Source organism: Variovorax sp. 01T432, from assembly GCF_056398605.1.
Map to the genome: position 1 here is coordinate 47,123 of NZ_JBFTPS010000006.1, position 19,223 is coordinate 66,345.

17 protein-coding genes and 1 tRNA gene are annotated in these 19,223 nt (G+C 66.6%); 1 reads left to right on the forward strand and 17 read right to left on the reverse strand.

Features of this window, described 5'->3' with window-relative positions:
* Window positions 1-17: 17 nt before the first annotated feature.
* The 8 genes from AC1DNF_RS06975 to AC1DNF_RS07010 are packed head-to-tail and all read right to left on the reverse strand — an operon-like array spanning window position 18 to window position 10,643.
* Window positions 18-1,271, reverse strand: a complete 1,254-nt coding sequence (locus AC1DNF_RS06975) for an SDR family NAD(P)-dependent oxidoreductase (protein WP_478147840.1) — start codon at window positions 1,269-1,271, stop codon at window positions 18-20.
* Window positions 1,268-2,440 (reverse strand): thiolase family protein, encoded by a 1,173-nt coding sequence (locus AC1DNF_RS06980; RefSeq protein ID WP_478147841.1) that lies wholly within the window; start codon window positions 2,438-2,440, stop codon window positions 1,268-1,270. Before AC1DNF_RS06980 ends, AC1DNF_RS06975 begins: the two co-directional genes overlap by 4 nt.
* Entirely contained in the window at window positions 2,437-4,068 is a 1,632-nt protein-coding gene (locus AC1DNF_RS06985; RefSeq protein ID WP_478147842.1) for an AMP-binding protein, read from the reverse strand. Before AC1DNF_RS06985 ends, AC1DNF_RS06980 begins: the two co-directional genes overlap by 4 nt.
* Before the next feature lie 7 nt (window positions 4,069-4,075).
* Window positions 4,076-4,567, reverse strand: coding sequence for an aromatic-ring-hydroxylating dioxygenase subunit beta (locus AC1DNF_RS06990; protein ID WP_478147843.1), 492 nt, complete (start codon window positions 4,565-4,567; stop codon window positions 4,076-4,078).
* Window positions 4,567-5,880 (reverse strand): aromatic ring-hydroxylating dioxygenase subunit alpha, encoded by a 1,314-nt coding sequence (locus AC1DNF_RS06995; protein WP_478147844.1) that lies wholly within the window; start codon window positions 5,878-5,880, stop codon window positions 4,567-4,569. The genes AC1DNF_RS06990 and AC1DNF_RS06995 overlap by 1 nt, the downstream gene beginning before the upstream one ends.
* 26 nt (window positions 5,881-5,906) lie before the next feature.
* Window positions 5,907-6,902 (reverse strand): PDR/VanB family oxidoreductase, encoded by a 996-nt coding sequence (locus AC1DNF_RS07000; protein WP_478147845.1) that lies wholly within the window; start codon window positions 6,900-6,902, stop codon window positions 5,907-5,909.
* Window positions 6,903-6,920: 18 nt separating this feature from the next.
* Window positions 6,921-8,432 (reverse strand): indolepyruvate oxidoreductase subunit beta family protein, encoded by a 1,512-nt coding sequence (locus tag AC1DNF_RS07005; RefSeq protein ID WP_478147846.1) that lies wholly within the window; start codon window positions 8,430-8,432, stop codon window positions 6,921-6,923.
* Window positions 8,433-8,459: 27 nt separating this feature from the next.
* Window positions 8,460-10,643 carry a thiamine pyrophosphate-dependent enzyme gene (locus AC1DNF_RS07010; protein WP_478147847.1) on the reverse strand — a complete coding sequence of 728 codons (2,184 nt, stop codon included), beginning with the start codon at window positions 10,641-10,643 and terminating at the stop codon, window positions 8,460-8,462.
* 74 nt (window positions 10,644-10,717) lie between these two features.
* On the opposite strand from AC1DNF_RS07010, the gene AC1DNF_RS07015 reads away from it, so the two are divergent.
* Window positions 10,718-11,233 (forward strand): MarR family winged helix-turn-helix transcriptional regulator, encoded by a 516-nt coding sequence (locus AC1DNF_RS07015; RefSeq protein ID WP_478147848.1) that lies wholly within the window; start codon window positions 10,718-10,720, stop codon window positions 11,231-11,233.
* Window positions 11,234-11,244: 11 nt separating this feature from the next.
* On the opposite strand, the gene AC1DNF_RS07020 is transcribed toward AC1DNF_RS07015, so the two are convergent.
* The 9 genes from AC1DNF_RS07020 to tilS all read right to left on the reverse strand — a co-directional run bounded on the left by AC1DNF_RS07020 (window position 11,245) and on the right by tilS (window position 19,194).
* Complete coding sequence (locus AC1DNF_RS07020; protein ID WP_478147849.1) at window positions 11,245-12,465, reverse strand: IS110 family RNA-guided transposase; 1,221 nt, start codon at window positions 12,463-12,465, stop codon at window positions 11,245-11,247.
* 422 nt (window positions 12,466-12,887) lie between these two features.
* A complete protein-coding gene (locus AC1DNF_RS07025; RefSeq protein WP_478147850.1) occupies window positions 12,888-13,697 on the reverse strand; it encodes an alpha/beta fold hydrolase in 810 nt (269 codons plus the stop codon).
* 10 nt (window positions 13,698-13,707) lie between these two features.
* On the reverse strand, window positions 13,708-14,712 hold the full coding sequence (locus tag AC1DNF_RS07030; protein ID WP_478147851.1) for a 3-hydroxybutyryl-CoA dehydrogenase: 1,005 nt from the start codon (window positions 14,710-14,712) through the stop codon (window positions 13,708-13,710).
* A complete protein-coding gene (locus AC1DNF_RS07035) occupies window positions 14,699-15,772 on the reverse strand; it encodes an NAD/NADP octopine/nopaline dehydrogenase family protein (RefSeq protein ID WP_478147852.1) in 1,074 nt (357 codons plus the stop codon). Before AC1DNF_RS07035 ends, AC1DNF_RS07030 begins: the two co-directional genes overlap by 14 nt.
* A 51-nt stretch (window positions 15,773-15,823) precedes the next feature.
* Window positions 15,824-16,390: a thermonuclease family protein gene (locus tag AC1DNF_RS07040; RefSeq protein WP_478147853.1), complete on the reverse strand. Its 567-nt coding sequence runs from the start codon at window positions 16,388-16,390 to the stop codon at window positions 15,824-15,826.
* The gene (locus tag AC1DNF_RS07045; protein WP_478147854.1) at window positions 16,387-16,647 is read right to left on the reverse strand and encodes a hypothetical protein; all 261 of its coding nucleotides are present in this window, start codon (window positions 16,645-16,647) and stop codon (window positions 16,387-16,389) included. Before AC1DNF_RS07045 ends, AC1DNF_RS07040 begins: the two co-directional genes overlap by 4 nt.
* A 125-nt stretch (window positions 16,648-16,772) precedes the next feature.
* Window positions 16,773-16,865: transfer RNA gene (locus tag AC1DNF_RS07050), tRNA-Ser, on the reverse strand.
* A gap of 22 nt (window positions 16,866-16,887) precedes the next feature.
* Entirely contained in the window at window positions 16,888-18,156 is a 1,269-nt protein-coding gene (locus AC1DNF_RS07055; RefSeq protein WP_478147855.1) for an aspartate kinase, read from the reverse strand.
* An 87-nt stretch (window positions 18,157-18,243) separates the two neighbouring features.
* A complete protein-coding gene (tilS, locus tag AC1DNF_RS07060; RefSeq protein WP_478147856.1) occupies window positions 18,244-19,194 on the reverse strand; it encodes a tRNA lysidine(34) synthetase TilS in 951 nt (316 codons plus the stop codon).
* Window positions 19,195-19,223 lie beyond the last annotated feature (29 nt).

Consider the following 19,223-nt stretch of genomic DNA (forward strand, 5'->3'; position numbering starts at 1 on the left):
TCGGGTTCTCTCGGGTGTCAGCTTCCGCCGGCCGCCAGTTCGCGCTCGAGCACCTTGGGGTTCTCGCGCCAGCGCTCCAGCCATTCCTGGGCCACGTCGCCCGGATACACGTCTTCGACACCGTCTCGCAGCGCCTTGACGATGGCATTGGCCAGCGTGCCCGATGCCACCTTGGGCGGCGGCGTGTGCTGGTTCCACTCGTCGTCGATCGGCCCCGGAAAGACGTTGATCACGCGAATGCCGGCCGGGCGCATCTCCGCGCGCAGGCACTGTGCCAGCGAGTGCGCCGCCGCCTTCGATGCGCTGAAGGTGCCATGCGGCGGAAAGTTGGAAAGCGCATAGATCGACAGCAGGTTGACCCAGGCCGTCGCGCCCGTCGTGCCGTCGGCCGAGCGGCCCTTGAGCGCCGGGCCGAATTCCTGCGCGAGCCGCAGCAGGCCGAAGTAGTTGATGTCCATCTCGGCGCGGGCCACATCGGTGCCGCGCCGCGCGCCGATGCCGAAGCCGCGGTGCACTTCCGCGTTGTTGATCACGATGTCGACCTTGCCGCCGATCTCGCCCGCCAGTTCGGTCACCGATCGCCCGTTGGTGAGGTCGAGCGGCACCAGGGTGACCTGGGGCAATGCGCTGATGTCGTCCAGGCCACCCATCTTCTTCCAGGGCTCGGCGTGCCCCACCCACACGATGTCGGCGCCGGCCTTGACCAGCGCGCGCACGATGGCCTGGCCGACTTCGGTCTTGCCGTCCGTCACCAGCACCTTGCGGAATTTCGGGTCGCTGGTCATTTCCCTCAGCATCTTGTCGTCGGCCATATGGGCGCTCCCTTCGTTCGGAAATCCAATCAATACCGCCTGCCCCGCGCGGTCCAGGCGCGCACCGACGCGCACGCGCTCCGGTGCATCGCCGACCTCGCCGTGCAGGTGGACCATCAGCGTCGGGCCGGCATCCAGGTGCACCAGGCCCAGGCGCCACGGCAGCCGTTCGCGGAAGAACAGGTCGTTGCTGTGGTGCAAGGTGGTGCTGCTGAGCAGTTCGCCTTCGCCCGATTGCTCGCGCCAGCGCAGGCGCGCCGACAGGCACTTGAGGCAGACCTCGCGCGGCGGGTACTGCACCGCGCCGCAGTCCTCGCAGGTCTGCAGGACGAAGCGGCCTTCGGCGGCGGCGGCAGTGATGCCGAGCGCGACGCGGCCGCGCGCGCCCGGCGGCAGGTTCATCTGCGGCGTGCGCAGGACCGGGTTCTTGCGCTTGGGGCGCATCAGCGGCATCGTCATGACGACCTCCCGAGAATGACGGCGCCGGTGCACAGGCAGCGGTCGTAAGTGACCATGCCGAAGCCGGCGACGAGGCCGAGTTCGGCACCGGGCACGGCGCGCGGCCCCGCCTGGTCGGTGAGTTGCCGGATGGCCTCGACCATGCCGAGAAAGCCGCCGGCCGCGCCCGCCTGCCCGGCCGACAGCTGCCCGCCGCTCGTGTTGTTCGGGAAGCTGCCGTCGAAGGTCATCGAGTGCGAGCGCACGAAGGCCGAACCCTCGCCCTTCTCGCAGAAGCCCAGGTCCTCGAACTGCATCATCACGATCACCGGGTAGTCGTCGTAGGTCTGCACGAAGTCGAGCGCGGCGGGCTGCACGCCGGCTTGCGCATACAGGTCGTCGCGGTCCACCAGCCAGCCGCCGCGCACCATCACCGGGTCGTCGGCGAAGGCGTTGTGGCGCTCGATGGCGCCGCGAATCACGGCGTGCGGCAGGCCGAGGTCCCGGGCGCGCTCCTCGCTCATCACGAGGAAAGCCTCGGCGCCGGCGCAGGGCATCACGCAGTCGAACAGGTGGATGGGGTCGGAGATCGGCCGCGCCGCCATGTACTCGTCGAGGGCGAGCGGTTTCTTGAACATCGCGTGCGGGTTGCCGAGCGCGTTGGTGCGCTGGTCCACCGCGATGCGGCCGAAATCCTCGCGTGTCGCGCCGTAGGCGCGCATGTAGTTGGCGGTGATGAACGCGAAGATCGAGTTGGGTCCGCCCGAACCGTAGGGGTAGCTCGCGTCGCGCGCGAAGTCGCTGAAGCTGCCCAGCGTCTGGCGAAAGGAGTCGACATGGTTGGTGTCGGCGGCGACGCAAGCCACCACGTCGGCGTCGCCGGCCTGCACCGCGCGCGCGGCGCGGCGCAGGCACATCACGCCGGATGCGCCGCCGGTCGGTACATGATCCAGCCAGCGCGGCGAAAGACCCAGATGCTGCGTCACACCCACGGCGGTGTCGGGCGCGAGCGAGAAGCTGCTGAGGCACAGCCCGTCGATCTGCGCCTTGGGCACACCGCTGGCCTTGACCAGCGCCTCGACCGCATGGCCGATGAACCAGTGCGCGCTGTGCGTCGAATAGCGCACATAAGGCACGGTGACCGGTACGGCCACGGCGACGCCTTCGTAGGAAATTCGTTGGCGCTTCATCCTTGCCTTTTCTTCATTGCGCGGGTGTCGATGCAATGCGCCTGTCYGGGCAAGGCATGCGCCATCTCGCGCAGCTGGCCGCGCTGGATCTTCTGGGAGGCCGTCAGCGGAAGCTCGGGCACGAAGGCGACGTAGCCCGGCGCCTTGTAGTAGGCGAGCTGGTCGAGCGCATGCTGGACGATGCTCTGCGCGATCCGGGCCCGCTCGCTCTCGGCGATCGTCTCGCGCGTGACGATGCAGGCCAGCACCTCGTCGCCACGCACAGTGTCAGGCGTCGCGGCGACCGCGGAGGTCTTCACCGCCGGATGCTGGTTCAGCACGCTCTCGACCTCGACGGCGGAAATGTTCTCGCCGCTGCGGCGGATGACGTTCTTCTTGCGGTCGACGAAATAGAGATTGCCTTCGGCATCGCGGCGAACCATGTCTCCGGTGTGGAACCAGCCACCGGCCCAGGCCTCCTGGGTTGCGGCTTCGTCCTTCAGGTAGCCGGAGAAGAAATAGCGCCTGGGATCGGCGCCGGACGATCGCACCAGCAGTTCGCCGGGCGTGCCGTCGGGCACGTCGCGGCCTTCGTCGTCGACGAGGCGGATCTCGACGAAAGCCTCGGCGCGGCCGAAGCAGCTCGTGCCGATATGGCGCGGCTCGTGGTTCGCCATCACGCAGGCGGCGGCGCCCGTCTCGGTCATGGCCCACGCCTCGACCAGGGGAAAGCCGAAGCGCGCCTCGAACAGGGCGTGGTTCTTGCGGTCCACGCCTGCTCCGAAGGCCCAGCGAACATGGTGCTCGCGGTCCGCGACCGAAGGCGGCGCGGACAGCAGCATCGCCGGCATCACGCCCAGGTAGTGAATAATCGTGGCGCGCGAATCGCGCACGCTCTGCCACCAGGTCTTGGGATGGAAGCGATCCAGCTGCACCAGACACCCGCCAGCCACGAGCACGACCATGGTCGAGAACGCCATGGCGTTGACGTGGTTGAGCGGCAGCGGCGTGATGATGCGCTCGGCATCCTGCCTCACCTCGCAGAGATCGCCGAGTTCGGCGTACCACTGGCCGGCGCGAAGGAAGTATTCGTTGCCGAGCATGCAACCCTTCGGGCGGCCCGTGGTGCCCGAGGTGTAGAGCAAGGCGCATTCGCTGGCCAGCCCCACGGGCGTGCCGCCATGGGGCGCCGCGCCGGCCGCCGGCGGCAAGCCGCCGGACAACTCCGCGTCCACCGCTGCGATCAAGCGGCCGGCCTGCTCTGCGGCCGCCCGCAAGTCGGCCGCGCGCCCTGGCAGGGTGATCGCCAGACCGATCTCACTGTGGCCGACAAGATAGGCCAGTTCAGCGGACCGCATCTCGGCATTGATGGGCACCACGCTGGCGCCGATCGCGTTGAGCGCGAACCAGTGGAAGAGAAATGCCGGGCGGTTCTCCAGCAGCAAGCCGACACGGTGGCCGTGCCCATAGCCGGCGTGCGCGTAGGCCGCGCGCAGGCGCTCGACCTCGGCGGCAGCCTCACCCCAGGTGATCGAACCGGCAGGAATGCCGTACGCCTCGGCCGTGACGGCTTCCGTGCACAGGAACTCCGCATCCGGCGTGCGCCGCGCGGTGCTCGAGAAGGCGTCGAAGACTGTCTGTATCTGCATCATGCGCTCAGATGAACAACTGGACCGCCAGCAGCGCGGCGTCGCAGTTGAGCAGGTTGACCCGCTTCAGCGTCATGCGCAGCGCGCCGTCCCGCAGCGTCAGGTGGTGGAAGCAGGTGCCGACATGGAATTGCAGCTCGTCGCCCTTGGACTCGGTGTAATGGAACTCGGTGCGCAGCACGAACGCGTTCGCGGTCTCGTCGAAGGCCTCGACCGTCGGCGTCTGCAGAAGATGGTGGCAACGGCTCGGCGGTTGCTGCGAAAAGGCACGCGGGCTCTTCAGGCGCTCGATGCGCAGGTCGCGCAGCAGCTTGTCTTCGTACATGTGCGAGGTGTGGTTGATGCCGTCTTCCTGGTCGGGCACCAGGGGCACCCAGTAATAGGCATCGTCGGTGAAGAGCGCGTTCCACTCCTCGTAGCGACGCGCGTCCAGCAGGCGCGCCTCGTGGACCACGAAGTCGATCAGGTCCTGGCGGGTGACTGAGCTTCCGGACGCCATCACATCGTCTCCGTCATGTATCGGGCCCAGCTTCTGTATTGGTTGCGCATGGGCAGTTCGCTGGTGCCGATGGTCGTGATCTCGCCGCCCTTCGTTTCGGCGGGGTCGAAGTTGCGATGCAGGCTGACCCACTCGTTGCCGCTCGCGTGCAGCCCGGCCTGGATGCCGCGGTAGGCCTGCAGGTCGTCGTGGCCGACCACCGAGAAAGGCGAGTTGATCAGGCGGTTGTACATCGTGGTGCGCTGCAGGAGTTCCGGCGGCGCGCCCTTGAGACGGAAGGTCCAGCTCTCGACCAAGGTCTTGTCGACCGAGATCGGCTTCACGACTCGGATCGCCTGGATCGCGCCCTTGATGGTGAGGTTCGGGTAGTACACCGTGTTGTGCCGCGCCATGCCCAGGATCTGTGCGGTGCGCTCTTCGCCATACCTGGCCTTCATTGCGTCGTCGTATGCGGGAATCGCCTTGTACTTGCTGTGGATGCTGAAGTTCACGCCGGTGAAGCTGTGGCCGTTGTCGTAGGTGCGAACGCCCATGTCCTCGAAGAACTTGTAGTCGGACATGAAGGGCACGAACTGCTCGATCGCCATCGGCTTGGGTGCCTCGGCGGGCTTGTCGGCCCACATGGCCTTGGCCGTGCCCGCCGAGGACTCATGCGCCACCATCGGATGCATGGTGTCGTTGAGGTTCTCGACGAACATCTTCCAGTTGCACTGGTGAACGAAGCGCAGGCAGCCGCCGGCGATCTCCAGTTCGCCCTCGGGCGAGCGGTCCGCCATGTTGTCGATGGAGGAGAGCGAGTCGCCGAAGTACTCCTCGAAGCCGGGGCCCACGTCGTTGATCTTGACGAAGATGAATCCGCGGTAGAGGCGGACATTCTTCACCTGGGTCAGGCCCTTGGCCGATTCGCACTCGTGCAGCGCAGTGCCCTCGTAGCCGCTCTTCAGCGGGATCGACAGCAGCGAGCCGTCGGTCTTGAAGGTCCAGGCGTGGTAGGGACAGCGAAAGAACTTCCCCGTGTTGCCGCAGGGCGCGTTCACGAGCCTCGAACCCTTGTGCGCACACCGGTTCATCATGACGCGCACCGTGCCGTCCGTGTGGCGCACGACGATCAGCGGGCGGCCGGCGATCTCGTTGCTGATGTAGTCGCCGGCCTTCGGAAGCTGGCTGTCGTGGCCGACGTAGTTCCAGGTGTTGGCGAAGAAGTTCTCCTGCTCGAGTTCGAACAGCTCCTGGCTGATGTAGAGGTCGCGATGCACGCGGTCGGGCTGGACCAGCGCACGAATGGCCTCGGGGTTGGCGCGATAGGAAGTCATGTTTGGATCTCCTGCGGTCTCTTCGATCAGATGTCCAGCACCAGGCGATTGCCCTTGGCGCGCGAAATGCAAATCTGGATCACGTTGCCCTCGGCCTTCTCGCGGGCGGTCAGCACGTAGTCGCGATGGTCGATCTCGCCGGACATCACAGGCGTCGCGCATACGCCGCACTCGCCGCGCTTGCAGTCGAACATCGGATCGCAACCGTGCTCGATCAGGCAGTCGAGGATGGTCTGGTCGGCGGGCACCATGAAGCGCTTGCCGGACAGGGCCAACTCGACCTCGAAGGGGTGATCGCCCTCTTCCACGACCGGCGTGGTGAAGAGCTCGAAGTGCACGCGATCATGCGTCCAGCCGCGCGCCTGCGTCGCCGCCAGCACGGCGTCGAGCATGACCTTGGGGCCGCAGACGTAGAGCTGCTGGTCCGCCGTGCAGCCGTCGAGCAGCGCCTGGATGTCGAGCGGACCGCCGGCCTCGGCATCGGCGTGCACCAACAGGTCGTCGGCCAGCAAGTCCTCCAGTTCGGGCAGGAAGGCCATCAGGTCGCGGCTGCGGCCGGCATAGTGCATGCGCACCGGTCTGCCCTCCGCCTTGCGGCGCGCCGCCATGCTGATAAGCGGCGTGATGCCGATGCCGCCTGCGATGAGCACCGTGCCGCCCGCGCCCTCGTGCAGCGGGAAGTCGTTCTTGGGCACCTCGACGGTGAGCGAATCGCCCTCCTGCAGGTGCTCGTGCATGAAGCGCGATCCACCACGGCCGTCGGCTTCGCGGCGAACGGCGATCACGTACTCGCCGGGCGCATCGGTGGCGTCCGGCCGCGGGGCCCGGTTGATCAGCGAGTAGTGGCGCCAATCATGGCTGCCGTCGGGGAGTTCGACATTGACGCGGATGTGCGCGCCCGCGGTGAAGCCCGGCAAGGCCGCGCCGTCCTCGGCGCGCAGCCGGAACATGCGGATCAAGGGATTCAAGGCGCGCGCCTCGACGACACGCAGTGCGAGGGTGGCAGGGGCTTCGTGGGACATGGCGTTGCGTTCTCTCGTTCAAGCCAGCGCGTGCTGCGCCAGTGCGGCCCGCAGCTTGTGGCCGTGTTCGTCCGCAAGGGCAGCTTCGCGCAATTCGCGCAGCGTGGCGGGGGCCAGTGTCGCGCCCGCGCGGCGTGCGGCTTCCATCACGACTTCATAGTTGCGCAGGCCGCGCTCGTGGGTATCGCTGTAGCCCTTCACCAGGCGCTGGCATTCGGCGATCTCCACCGCCAGCGCCGGGTTGAAGGCGGCCGTCTGCGCGATGCGCTCCAGCCATTGCTCGATCAGCTGGTTCTCCTGCGCGAAGCGCATTGTCGAGCGGCGCCAGCGCTTCATGCCCGCGACGCAGCGCAGCATCAGGAAGCCGCGCAGCGAGCTGGTCTGGATGACGCGCCCCTTCCTGGTGAAGCGCTCCACCAGCCGCCGCGGACCGGTCGAGTTCATCAGCCAGCGGCCGATGCCGCCGGGCAGCGTCTCGCAGATCTCCTGCAGGCGCGGGTGCATGTATTCGTTGATCGCAAGCACCTGGTCCGACTGCACGCGCGCTTCGCCGCGCACGCGCTCGAAACGGGAAGCGCGCGTCTTCAGGGCGGCGACGCGCGCGGTGTCTTCGTAGGACATCCAGAGCGCAAGATGCCGCGCGGTGGCCTCCGCCAGCCGGCCATCGTCGCGAGCGGGCAGCGCGTGCACCTTCTGCATGCGGTCCAGAAAGGTGTCTGCGTAGGCCGGGTCCTGATAGTCGATCAGCCGGCGGACGCCTTCCAGCAGGAGGTAGTGCGCGGCGGGTGGAAACTGCTGCTGCACCCGCTGCACCAGCGCGCGCACGGCGGGATGCGTGGGACTTGGCGGCGCTGTCACGACGGGTGTCGGCTTCGACTCCGCAGCGGGCTGTTCCGGTCCGCGCTGCGCGCGATCGAAGGCCCCGCCGAAGGCCTTCAGGCTCGGCTTGACACCGACGCCGCCCCGCTCCACGGTCGCCTCGAACTGGGCGCGGCTGAACGGCAGCACACCGGCGCCGGCGAGCGCGCCGAAGAGCACGGCGCTAATCACGCTGCCCGCCTTCTCGGCCGCCTCGGCCATGTCGAAGCGGATGAAGCGCTTGGCGGCGCCGTCCGCATGCGCGACGAGTTGCGTGCTGTCGACGCGGCCGTCCCCCATCGCGGATTTCTCGGCGATCGAGTAGACGCGGTGGGTCGATGCAATCAGCGTCGTGCGCTCTCGCGTGACGAGGCCGCGCTGCACCGCGCGGCCAGCCTCCATCAGTTCGGAGGCCAGCACGATGTCCACGTCGCCCGGCAAGGGCATGAGTGCCAGCACGGGCCGGCCGCCGTCGGCCGCGGCCTGCGCCTCGGGGAAGAGTTCGACGTAGTAGATGGTCGCGCCGGTCCGCTGCGCGACGCCGGGGACGGAAGTGGTCTGGGCGATGTAGCCGTTGTGCTCGCCGAGATCGACGATCCAGTCGGCCAGCACGCCGCCGCCTTCACCGCCCATGGCGAGAATCGCGATCTTGATGGGTTGAACCGAATTCATCTGTGGGTTTGTTGTGTGTGCACGAGTTCAGAAGGCGTAGCGCTCTCGGCGCTGGGCTTCTCCGCGTTGGATCCAGCCGATGACCGAGGCGCGCAGCTTCTCGCGCGCGCGGTCCCACCAGCCCGGATTGCTGACGATCTGTGCCTTGTAGAACGAGGGGCACAACACGGCCGCGTGCGAGACTTCGCCGCACACGCCGCAGCCGACGCAGCTGTCGAGCACCGTCGCCACCGGGTCGGTGCGCAGCGGATCGGGGTTGGGCTTGATCGACAGCGACGGGCAGCCCGAGAGCCGGATGCAGGAGTGGTCGCCCGTGCAGGTATCGGAGTCGACGCCGAACTTCTCGCGCACGACCCGCTTGCCTTCGGCCACGGCCTTGCGCACCAGCGGCTTTTCGCGGCGCTGCTTGTTGAGCATGCATTCCGATTGCGCGATCAGGACCTTGGGGCCCTTTTCCTGGGTGGTCAGCGCATCGCGCAGGGCATCGCGCATGCCGGCGATGTCATAGGTGCGGCGCAGTGTCCTGACCCAGTTCACGCCGACGCCGCGCACCGCCTTCTCGATCGCGTGGCCGGTGCTGCGCGTCGGATTGAGCGCGGTCGACGAGAGGATGTCCTGGCCGCCGGTGGCGGAGGTGTAGTTGTTGTCGACGACGATCGTCAGGTTGTCGCTGCGATTGAACACCGCGTTGGCGATGCCGCTCGTCAGGCCGTTGTGCCAGAAGCCGCCGTCGCCCATCATCGAGATGGCCCGCTTGCCCGCCGGCACATTGAGCGCCGCGGCGCCCGCGGCGCCAAGGCCATAGCCCATCGTCGTGTTGCCGAGGTTGAAGGGCGGCAGGATCGAGAACAGGTGGCAGCCGATGTCGGCGCTGATGTGGTGCGGCCCCAGTTCTCGCTCGACCAGCTTCATGGCACTGAAGATCGGACGCTCGGGGCAGCCGGTGCAGAAGCCCGGTGGCCGCGCATGCACGTTCTCGTCGATCGACCGGGAGGGCTCCGGCGCGGCGTCGATACCGATGGCGGCGACCTCGGTCAACGGAATGATCTTGCGCGCCGGCGCGGGCACGGGCAGCGGCGCCAGACGCTCGTAGCGCTCGAAGAATGTGCGCGCGCCCTTCAGCAGCTCGGAAGCCGTGTATTCGCCGGCCACGGGCAACATGTCCTTGCCATGCAGCGCCGCGGTGCAACCGGCTTGACGCAGGATGGACGCGAGGTTCTGCTCGACGAAGTTGGGCTGGCCTTCCTCGACCAGCAGGACGGCGCGCTTGTTCTCGCAAAAGCGCAGGATCTCGCTGTCGATCACCGGGTAGGCGACGTTCATCACGTAGAGCGGCACCTTCGAGTTGCCGTACACGTCGGCCAGGCCCAGGCGCTCCAGGGCGCGCACCATGGTGTTGTAGCTGCCGCCCTGGACGATGATGCCGATGTCGTCGGCGTCCTCCGCGAAAAACTCGTTGAGCTTGCGCTCCTCGATGAAGCGCACGGCCGCGGGCCAGCGGTCCCTGACCTTCTCCTGCTCGTGCACGAAGCTCGCGGGGGGCAGAACGATCCGGCTGACGTCGCGCTGCGGGCTCTCGAGCGCGCTCTTGAGCGTGAAGGTGGGCGGCACGTTGTCGGAGGCGACGAACTGGCCGTGCACGTGGCAGGCGCGGATGCGCAGCTGCAGCATGACCGGTGTGTTGCTGGCCTCCGAGAGCTCGAAGCCCTGTTTCACCGCCTGCACGATGGAGCTCAGGTTCGGCCGCGGATCGAGCAGCCACATCTGCGACTTCATTGCGAAGGCGTGGCTGCGCTCCTGCATGATCGACGAGCCTTCGCCGTAGTCCTCGCCGACGATGATCAGCGCGCCGCCGGTGACGCCGCCCGAGGCGAGATTGGCCAGTGCATCGGAGGCCACATTGGTGCCCACGGTGGCCTTGAAGGTGACGGCACCGCGCAAAGGGTAGTTGACCGATGCAGCCAATGTTGCCGCCGCGGTGGCCTCGCTCGCGCTGTTCTCGAAGCGGATGCCCTGCTCCGCCAGGATGTCCTGCGCGTCGGCCAGCACATCCATCAGGTGGGAGATCGGCGCGCCCTGATAGCCGGCGACGTAGGCAACGCCCGATTCAAGCAGCGCCTTGGTCACCGCAAGAATGCCTTCGCCGCTGAAGACTTCTCCAGCACCCAGGCGCAGCTTCTTGACTTCCTCGACAAATGACCTCTCAGCCATGATGCTCCTTGTAAACCCTCGAACCCTGTGGCGCGAAGTACGTATATTCTTTAGAACTCAATCTATCCACAATCATGAATAACCCTAGACACGCAAGCAATGTGCCCGCACGCGCGGCCGCATCGGTGCCGCGCCGATTCGTGGATGACTACCTGCCGGCGCTGCTTGCGCAGGCGAGCCACCTGATCTCGTCCGAGTTCCACAAGGTCGCGCGACAACACGGCTTTTCGGTGTCGGAATGGCGCGTGATGGCAACACTCGCGGGCGGCGAGCCTGTGAGCATCGGTCGGCTCGCGCAGGTCGCGGTCATGAAGCAGCCCACCGTCACCCGCATGCTCGACCGCATGACGGTCAAGGGCCATGTGGAGCGCCTGCCCCACGACAGTGATCGCCGCATCACGCTGGTGCGCATCACCGATGCGGGGGAACGAACCGTCAAGCACTTGATGGAACTCGCGCGCGAACACGAGTTGCGTGTGATGGAACCCTTCGGACTGGAAAGCGCCGAAGCGCTGAAGACGACCTTGCGCCGCATCATCGAACTGCACGAAGGGGCGCCGGCGGAAGAAGCCGAAGAGGAGGAGGAGTGAGACATCCGGTGTCAACCTCCCTGATGGGAAGCAAGCTTGTGAGCGCCGAGGTGGAGCTCGGGGTCATAGGGCTTGCGGTCAGTCCAGGCGCGCCAGATCACGCGCAACCACGCTCGGGCGAGGATGCGAATTGCGTGTGGATGGTCGCAGCCGCGTGCTCGGGCGGCGGTGTAGATGCCGCGGGCCCATTCGTTGGCGTGGCGCGAGTTGTCGGCCAGGCAAGTGACGGCCTGGCGCAGGCGGTGGTTGCAGGCCCATCGGAAGGCCACGCTGCGGGTCTTGCCGGACTGGTAGGTCACTGGGACCGCACCGGCGTCGGCGGTCAACTGGTCGAGGGTGGGAAAGCGCTCGCGCACGTCGCCGAGCTCAGCCAGGATCTGGGCGGCGCAGACGTGGCCGGCACGCGGGAAGGACATGATGATCTGTCCGTCGGGCAGCGACTCGACGAAGCGCTCGATGCGCCGTGTGAGCACGGCGATCTGCTCGACCAGCGGCTGCAGCACCGCCACCATCGAGCGCACGAGCTGCGCGGCAGCCTCGTTGGTGAGCGGGCCGGCCAGGCCCGTTGCGGCACTGTTCAGGCGTGCCAGCAGCTCGGCCGGGCTTCGACGGCCGCTGTAGTGCTGGCTGCGACAGAAGCGTCGCAGGGCTGCCTCGCTGAGTCGAGCAGGCGAGGGATAGCGCTTGAGGAACGCCAATCCGATGGGCGAGGTGATGTCGGCGAAGATGCTGGCCGCGCCGGGCCAGAAGGCCTCCAAGGTGCTGCGCAGTTGGTTGCCCAGCGCCACGCGGGTGGCCACGAGGTCGTCGCGCGAGCGCACCAGAGCACGCAAAGCGCGGATCGAATCGGACTGCGGCGACAGCTCCCTCCAGCGGTGGCCGTCGGTACGCAGCAGGTCGGCCAGCAGGTAGGCGTCGGAAGCATCGCTCTTGGCGCCGTGGCTGCGGTAGCGCGGTCGAGAGGCCTTGACCGCGTTGGGATGGATCGGGAAGACGTGATGGCCGGCCTCGACCAGGGCGTCCACGATCAGGCCCGAAGGCCGCTCGATGGCGATGCGCACGCGCGCGCCGAAACGCGCCAGGCGTCGCATCAGCTCGGCCAGACCCTCGCGGTTGTGGGCGATCTCGAAGCGCTCACATATGGCGCCCGCAGCGTCGATGACACACACCGCATGGGTGTGCACGGCCCAGTCCAGGCCGGCAAACACGTCGCTGGAAGCATTGGTACTCATGGACAGACTCCTGGAAGTTGCGGTATGACTGTCCGTGTCGGAAGGCGCGGCGGGAAGCTCATAAATTGGCGCTCCAGCTGGGTAGGCCTGGCGCTACATCCTGTGGCCCGTCGTGGCCTTCCGGCACCCTGCGGGCTGCGGGTCTCACTTGGGCCTTCGAAAGGCGAGCACACCAGGCAGTCACCGCAGGGGCACGGAAGTCGGTCGATACCTTCGATCGTTCTCCTTGGTGGCGTCAATGCCGCAGACACGCAAAGACCTCGCGCTGAACACGGGTTGACCACCGGGTGCTTCGCAGTTGTGGACAACACGCTTCGTGGCCTGACAAAGGGCCAGCGCGTTGTCCACAACCAAGCCCGGTGGACAACCCTGCGCCGTGGCACTTCAGCGGCCTTTATCGGAGAGCTTGCCTTATGAGCCCTTCAGGGCAGGCAATCGAGGAAGTCCAGCAACGCCTGCGCGAAGGCCTGCGGCAGTTGATCCGGCAGCGGCACCATGCCGCCGACAATATCGACGATGCGCGCGTCATGCAGATGCTCCGCCAGCTCCTGCGCGTGCGGTGATGCGAATGGATCGTCCGGCGCGCGGATCACCAGGGTGGGATGCGTGACGAGGCCCACGCGCTCTTCCATGCGGTACGATGCCACCGCCCGATGTCCGCCCTCGAGCGAACCCGAGACCTTCAAGGCATCGCGCACGAAAGCCTGGAGCAGATCGGGCCGGGCCGACGGATAGAAGGCCTGCCGATTGCGCCACATCGCAGCCAGGTGCGACCCGTCGTTGCTGGGTTCGACTTCGTCGATCGGCGGACGATCGGCGCGCGCGCGGCGGAAGGCATCATTGGTGAACGGCGTCGACGACAGCACCAGTGCGCCGACGCGCTCGGGGAATGCGGCTGCAATCTCGACAGCGATAACGCCGCCAGTGTGGTGCCCCACCACGTGGGCCCTTTGCACGCCCAGTACGTCGAGCAATTCAACGGCGACCGCCGCCCAGCGCTCGATGGTCGGGGGCCAGGGCGCGGGCGCCGAGTCGCCGAAGCCGACGGTGTCCATCGCGATGGCGTGATAGTGCCGTCCGACCAAGGGCAGCACCGCCCGATACTCCTCCCAGCTTCGAGGCGTCTGATGGAGAAAAAGCACCGCGGGTGCGTCCGAGTCCCCGCAAGAGGCATGGTGGATCTGCCCGACTGACAGATCGGCGAACGCGCGTCGGATGGGGGGCACGGTCATGGCGCGGGATTCAGTCGAGGGTGCTTTGGGCGGGAGGCTGCCACAGGCCGGCATGCTTGAGCATGCCGAGGGTGCGCAGCAACACATCGGAACGATAGGCGGCTACGTCGCGCCCTCCGTAGTCGTAGAAACCACTGCCGGTTTTCAGCCCGAGGCGCCCCTCGCTCATCATGCGATCGAGAATCGCCGGCGCCTGGTAGCGGTTCGCGTCGATGGAGGCTGACATCTCGCGGCTTGCGTGATGCAGGATGTCACACCCCCCGAAATCAATGAACTCGACCACGCCCAGCGCGGCGAAGCGCAGCCCCAGGCCGAAGCGGGTCGCCTTGTCGATCTCTTCGGCCGTGGCCGCGCCCTCCTCGATCATTCGAGCAGCCTCATTCATGACGAGCGCCTGCAGTCGAGGCACGATGTATCCAGGTGTCGCGCCGCACACGACCGGCAGCTTGCCGATCGCCTCCATCAGCTGCTTTGCGCGTGCGAGCACGGCCGGGTCGGTGCCGGCATGGCAACTGAGCTCCACCACCGGAATCACGTAGGCGGGATTGAGCCAATGGATGTTGAGGAAGCGTTCGGGTCCACGCACCAACTCGGCAATCTGCGTGACCAGGATGCTGCTGGTCGTCGACGTGAGGATCGCGTCGGAACGGCACAGCGCGTTGATCTGCTCGAAAGCCTCGCGCTTCGCCTGGAGGGTTTCGGGGACGCCTTCGAACACAAGTTCGGCGGCACCCAGTGCGCGCGGCGCATCAGCCACACCCACCAGATCGACGCGGGACGCAATCTCCGCCACCTGCTCGCGCCTCAGCACGCCAAGCTGCGCCAGACCGGTCAGGCTGGATTCGATTTCTTCACGGGCCTCATCACGCAGCTTCCGCCAGGCATCTTCGCTGCGCACCCGCAGATCGACCAGGGAGATGCGATGGCCGGCGTAGGCGAATGCGATCGCGATGCCTCGCCCCATGCGGCCGGCGCCGACTGCGGCAAACCGCGGCGCGGATTCAGGCGCCTTCATGGAGTCGTTCCTTCAAGGCATCGCGGCTCAGGTCGTTCAGGCCGAGCGTGTCGAAGGTACGCACGCCCTTGCGAAGATCCCGGCCAAGAAAGCCACCCACGATGGCCAGCAGGCCGTGCGCGATGGGCGCGTCGACACCGGCGTAGCGCGCCGCAGATGCGAGAAACGCCAACCCGAGTTCTGTGTCCTCGGTGATGTAGCGGTGGGTGTAGAGATCGATGTTCTCGCGCCAGTCGCCCGACTTCACGAGCTTCTTGTGCGCGTCGCCGTACATCCATTTGTCGTTGTTGTAGTGGTCGGCCAGCGGGTAATGCGGACCGGTGTGCCCGAAGGCTTCGCGTACCGCGATGCGTTCGTTGTCCAACTGGTCGGTGACGGCGCGAACCGCGCGCTGCGTGCCTTCGTTGTGGATGTCCCAGCGCTCGAAATGCTGCAGCGGGGCGGCGTTCATCACCATCAATGGCGGGTGTATCACGGGCCCTGCGTTCATCAGCGCGCCCGACAGAGCGTCGCCACAGCCGTGCACGCTGGGGTAGGCCTGCCGAATCAGCGCGATCGCTTCCTCTTCCTTGCGCGCCGGGTAGACACCCGTCGGCAGGTGGATCGCGCGGATCGTGACGTTGACCTCGCGCTCACCATGCTTGCGCGCCAGATAAGGCAGTGTGCCGGTCTCGGCCCAAGCGACGTCGGCGGTGCTGCCGGCCTTGCGCGCGATGCGCGCCATGACATAGCTGCCGAACGTGCCTGGCGGCAGGAACACGACTTGTCCATCGACAAGGTGCGGCGCCATGGCGCGTGCGATGTCTGCCTGCGCAATGGCGGGGGACGGAATCAGGATGAGCTGCGCACCGCGCATTGCGTCCCCGATGTTCCCGGTGGCCAGGGCGATCTTCACGTCCCGCTCGCCCTGCGCGTCTTTCAACCGGATCGAGCCGGCCTCCAGGACCGCGCCGAGCGCGGCTGCATCACGGCGCCAGAGACGGACTTCGTGGCTGGATTCGGACAGATCGGCGGCTGCGGCATAGCAGCCGTGACCACCACCGAGGATAGCGATTTTCATGTGCGGGCACCTCAAAAGATGCCAGTACATTACTTTTCAATTGTTTATGTGTCAATCAGTTCTACCGAGCAAGGCCCGACCTGGTGAACGCGCGCGGGGATCGATGCGGTGGCGCCAGGTCCAGGGCGGAATGGGACGCGGATCCGACCACAGCCCGTGGCGCCGCGCGCGTGCAATCTGTTCGGCGCGCCGATAGCCGGCGCGGTCGCGAGAGCTCTGCTCGAGGGCGTAGCTTCGATACCACCACGCCATGCCGCGCTCGATCTGCGCCCGGTTCACATCGACATCACCCAGGAAGACGACACCCACGCTCCTTCCGAAGCGATCCGCGGCGCGCACCTGCACGCGCACCATCCTGCCGGCCACCATTTCGGCGAGGCTTTCACCCGCACGCCTGCCGAACGGCTGGCTGTGCTCGGGCGCATCGATGGAGCCCAGACGAATGAGATGCTGCACCTTTGCACCATCGACGACGACGATGGTGTCGCCGTCGGCCACCTTGATGACTCGCCCTGTAATCAGCCCCGCTTGGGCGTGCAATGCCGCCAGCACCAGTACGGCGCAGGCCATCGCCCAGCGAAGGAATAGCGGAGCGCCGGGATGCGGCGGCCCGGTCATGAAGCGGTGCGATCGTCCTGGGAAGGCCACAGGAAGCGCCACCAGGGACGCTTGCGTTCGGGCTCACTGGAGGTGCTGGTGGTCATCAGCTCAGCAGCCATCGAGGCACGCACGCGTTCGCGCAACGCCGTCTCGTAGGCGTGCGCGGGCGCCCGCGCACTGCGGTCGCCGCGCAGGGCTTGCCGGCGCCACGCCTTCGCATGCTCCGCCAGCTCGGCATCTGTCAGGTCGTCGGGGTGAGGTAATGACTGCGTCATGCTGACATCATTGTCGCGCGGCGGCGGGGAAATTGTGAGATCGCGACCCCAAGGAATCGGCGCTAGGGCGCAGGGCGTGGCAGAAAAGCAAAACGGCCCATGGAGGGCCGTTTTTGCTTGCTATCTGGCGGAACCGGAGGGATTCGAACCCTCGATGAGGCTCTACACCCCATACTCCCTTAGCAGGGGAGCACCTTCGGCCACTCGGTCACAGTTCCGGAACTCACGATTATGCCAGCTTCAGGCGGCAGGTTGGTCGAGGTCGAAGGCTTTATGCAGCGCGCGCACGGCGAGCTCCATGTATTTCTCGTCGATCACCACCGAAGTCTTGATCTCGCTGGTGGAAATCATCTGAATATTGATGCCCTCCTCGCTCAGCACGCGGAACATCTTGCTCGCCACGCCGACGTGGCTGCGCATGCCGATACCCACGATGCTGACCTTGCAGATCTTCGTGTCGCCGACGATGTCGGCCGCGCCCAGCGTGGGCAGCACCTTGGCCTTGAGCAGGTCGATCGCCTTCGCATAATCGTTGCGGTGCACCGTGAAGCTGAAGTCCGTGCGTCCATCCTTGCTCAGGTTCTGGATGATGACGTCGACCTCGATATTCGCGTCGGCGATGGCGCCCAGGATGTGATAGGCGATGCCCGGCTTGTCAGGCACGCCCAGCACCGAGATCTTGGCTTCGTCGCGATTGAAGGCAATGCCGGATACGACGGCTTGTTCCATTTTTTCGTCCTCTTCGAAAGTGATCAACGTGCCGGACTTGGCTTCTTCGTTGATGTCGATGTCCCATGGCGTGAAGCTCGAAAGCACACGCAACGGTACCTTGTACTTGCCTGCGAACTCGACCGAGCGGATCTGCAGCACCTTGGACCCCAGGCTCGCCATCTCGAGCATCTCTTCGAAGCTCACGGTAGCCAGGCGGCGCGCGTCGGGCTCGACACGAGGATCGGTGGTGTAGACGCCATCGACATCGGTGTAAATGAGGCATTCGTCAGCCTTCATCGCAGCAGCGATCGCCACCGCCGATGTGTCGCTGCCGCCGCGCCCGAGCGTCGTGATGTTGCCGGCGTCGTCGACGCCCTGGAAACCGGTAATGACGACGACCCTGCCGGCCTCAAGGTCCGCGCGCACGCGCTCGTCGTCGATGCTCTCGATGCGCGCCTTGGTAAAGGCGCTGTCGGTCTTCACCTGAACCTGCCAACCCGCATAGCTGACGGCCTGCATGCCCTCGGCCTGCAGCGCGATCGCCAGCAGGGCCGACGAAGCCTGCTCGCCGGTGGAGGCCAGCATGTCGAGTTCGCGGTTGTGGTCTTCGCCGGGTTTGGCGGGCGCCAGTTCCTTGGCCAGGCCGAGCAGGCGATTGGTCTCGCCGCTCATGGCACTTGGAACCACGACCATCTGGTGGCCGGCGCGCGCCCATTTGGCAACGCGCTTGGCAACATTCTTGATGCGCTCGGTCGAGCCCATCGACGTGCCGCCGTATTTATGAACGATCAATGCCATGGGTGAAGTGAAAGAGAAGTATTCGGATGCCGCAACGGCGACATCCGTGCGCCCGTCGACAGCCAACTTCAGCGCAATGACTGCGGGCTACGGCAAGGGCGAAGCATTGTACCAATGGAGCTTGTCGCCCTCGCGCTCGACGCGGCCATTCGCGATCTTGAGCCGGATGCGATGGCCCCGCGTGCTGCAGGCCGCGATCTGTTCGAGCAATTGCTCGAGTTGCGCCTCGCTGGGGACGGCGAAATGCTCACGCTTGAGCCAGTAGCGCAAGGCGTTGGCCAAACGCTCGCGCGGCAGCGTGCGCAAGACAGCCAGCGCAGGCGGCGTTCCTGCCTGCGCGATGTCCGCGGCGGCGAGGCCCGCGAGCAGGCTCGATGCCCTCGCCGCATTGCGCGCCGAACGCGCAAAGGTCTCGCGAAATTGCGGCAACGCCGCGGCGAGGGCAGGCATCACCTGTTGTCGGATGCGGTTGCGCGTGTAGCGCAGATCTGAATTGCTCGGGTCGTCGATGCAGGCAGTGCCGCTGACGGCTATCCAACCGCGCAGCGCGGCTGCGTGCACCTCCAACAAGGGACGATGAAAGCTCACGCCGTGCCGCTGCATCTGCCGAGGCATGCCAGCCAGGCCGTCGAGGCCGGCGCCGCGGCTGAGCGCAATGAGCATGGTCTCGACCTGGTCGTCGGCATGCTGCGCCAGGACGACATGCTCAAAGTTGTGAACGCGGGCCAGAGCCGCCAGCGTCGAATAGCGGGCGCGGCGCGCCGCATCCTCCGGGCTGTCGCCCGGCGCATGGCGGGCATCGATCCGCCCCACGTGCAGAGGGACGCCCAGTGCGGCGCAGGCAGCCACGCAATGGGCCTCGAACTCGCCGGCCGCCTGCTGCAGTCCGTGATTGACGTGAAGTGCATGCACCTGACCGGGCCAAAGGCTTGCGGCAGCGTGCAGCAAGGCTGTGGAATCGGCCCCGCCGCTATAGGCAATGCCCAGGGGCAAGGGTGCCGCCCAGGACGCTAGCGCGAGGGCGGCGGGATTCTCCATGAGGAGCCGGGCCGCAGGCCATAGCCCGC

Excerpts from the sequence above, each read along its gene's own strand:
- AC1DNF_RS07005 (WP_478147846.1), bottom strand. The coding sequence starts at position 8,432 with ATGAATTCGGTTCAACCCATCAAGATCGCGATTCTCGCCATGGGCGGT.
- AC1DNF_RS07010 (WP_478147847.1), bottom strand. The coding sequence starts at position 10,643 with ATGGCTGAGAGGTCATTTGTCGAGGAAGTCAAGAAGCTGCGCCTGGGT.
- AC1DNF_RS07000 (WP_478147845.1), bottom strand. The coding sequence starts at position 6,902 with ATGTCCCACGAAGCCCCTGCCACCCTCGCACTGCGTGTCGTCGAGGCG.
- AC1DNF_RS07035 (WP_478147852.1), bottom strand. The coding sequence starts at position 15,772 with ATGAAAATCGCTATCCTCGGTGGTGGTCACGGCTGCTATGCCGCAGCC.
- AC1DNF_RS07055 (WP_478147855.1), bottom strand. The coding sequence starts at position 18,156 with ATGGCATTGATCGTTCATAAATACGGCGGCACGTCGATGGGCTCGACC.
- AC1DNF_RS07030 (WP_478147851.1), bottom strand. The coding sequence starts at position 14,712 with ATGAAGGCGCCTGAATCCGCGCCGCGGTTTGCCGCAGTCGGCGCCGGC.
- tilS (WP_478147856.1), bottom strand. The coding sequence starts at position 19,194 with ATGGAGAATCCCGCCGCCCTCGCGCTAGCGTCCTGGGCGGCACCCTTG.
- AC1DNF_RS07025 (WP_478147850.1), bottom strand. The coding sequence starts at position 13,697 with ATGACCGTGCCCCCCATCCGACGCGCGTTCGCCGATCTGTCAGTCGGG.
- AC1DNF_RS06995 (WP_478147844.1), bottom strand. The coding sequence starts at position 5,880 with ATGACTTCCTATCGCGCCAACCCCGAGGCCATTCGTGCGCTGGTCCAG.
- AC1DNF_RS06990 (WP_478147843.1), bottom strand. The coding sequence starts at position 4,567 with ATGGCGTCCGGAAGCTCAGTCACCCGCCAGGACCTGATCGACTTCGTG.
- AC1DNF_RS06975 (WP_478147840.1), bottom strand. The coding sequence starts at position 1,271 with ATGACGATGCCGCTGATGCGCCCCAAGCGCAAGAACCCGGTCCTGCGC.
- AC1DNF_RS07040 (WP_478147853.1), bottom strand. The coding sequence starts at position 16,390 with ATGACCGGGCCGCCGCATCCCGGCGCTCCGCTATTCCTTCGCTGGGCG.
- AC1DNF_RS07045 (WP_478147854.1), bottom strand. The coding sequence starts at position 16,647 with ATGACGCAGTCATTACCTCACCCCGACGACCTGACAGATGCCGAGCTG.
- AC1DNF_RS07020 (WP_478147849.1), bottom strand. The coding sequence starts at position 12,465 with ATGAGTACCAATGCTTCCAGCGACGTGTTTGCCGGCCTGGACTGGGCC.
- AC1DNF_RS07015 (WP_478147848.1), top strand. The coding sequence starts at position 10,718 with ATGAATAACCCTAGACACGCAAGCAATGTGCCCGCACGCGCGGCCGCA.
- AC1DNF_RS06980 (WP_478147841.1), bottom strand. The coding sequence starts at position 2,440 with ATGAAGCGCCAACGAATTTCCTACGAAGGCGTCGCCGTGGCCGTACCG.